Source organism: Streptomyces sp. N35 (assembly GCF_016464295.1).
Classification (GTDB): Bacteria; Actinomycetota; Actinomycetes; order Streptomycetales; family Streptomycetaceae; genus Streptomyces.
In genome coordinates this window covers 1-903 of the sequence record NZ_JAEIMH010000179.1, presented here as the reverse complement: position 1 = coordinate 903, position 903 = coordinate 1, and the positions used below count along the sequence as shown (strand labels likewise).

Here is a 903-nt window from a genome sequence, read left to right as displayed (position 1 = left end):
CGGCCGGGCAAGCCCGGCCGACCCCCCCCCGGGCCCGCCCCGGCGGCCCGCGGCCCGGGGGGGGGCGGCGCCTCCGGCCCCCCCGACGTGCTGGCCACCGCGCCCGCGGGCACCGCACCCGCGGCGGCCGCCTCCGGCCTGGCCGCGGCGGCGGGCGCCGATGCCTCTTCCGGGGCGCAGGTCGTGCTGTACGCGGGTCCGGACCGGCTCGACGCCAGGACCTGCCTGATCGGCGAGCCCCCGCTGGTCGACGGCGCGGTGCTCACCCTGCACTCCCCCGCCGAGCCCGCACCGACCGCCCAGGGCGCGGCCGCCCGGCTGCATGTGATCGCGGGTCCCGACGCCGGCGGTGTCCATCTGCTGCACGGCGGGAGGATCACGATCGGCCGCTCCGCCGACGCGGACGTCCCGCTCGACGACCCGGATGTCTCCCGGCTCCACTGCGCGGTCACGCTCGCCGACGACGGCCGCGTCTCGGTGACGGATCTGGGCTCCACCAACGGCACCGTCCTCGACGGCGCCCCCGTCGCCGACCGCCCGCTGCGTCTCACCCCCGGCGCGCTGCTGCGGATCGGCGAGTCCACGCTGCGGCTGTCCACGTCGGCCGACCCTGAGCCGCTGCCCACGGCGCCGGACGGGGAAGGCCATCTCCGGGTGGCTGCGGCCGGCCCGCAGGACCCGGGTGCGCCGGGCGCCTCTTTCGTACGGCAGGACGCCGGTCCCGTACGAGGGGATGCCGATTCCGTACGAGGGGACGCTCATCCCGTACGAGGGGACGCTCATCCCGTACGAGAAGGGGAAGCCGCCTCCGCGAACGCAGCCCCCGGACGGGAGCGCGCCGCCGGGCCGCAGGCGCCGCCCCGCGTGCCCGCGCAGGCGTCGCCGCACGCGGGCGCGCCCGCC

Annotated in this window: 1 protein-coding gene; it reads left to right on the top strand. The window is 79.5% G+C overall.

Translation table 11 applies throughout. The features are described from left to right. Positions 1-87: 87 nt before the first annotated feature. A partial coding sequence (locus JAO81_RS41615; protein ID WP_199553208.1) for an FHA domain-containing protein occupies positions 88-903 on the top strand: 816 nt, incomplete at its 3' end.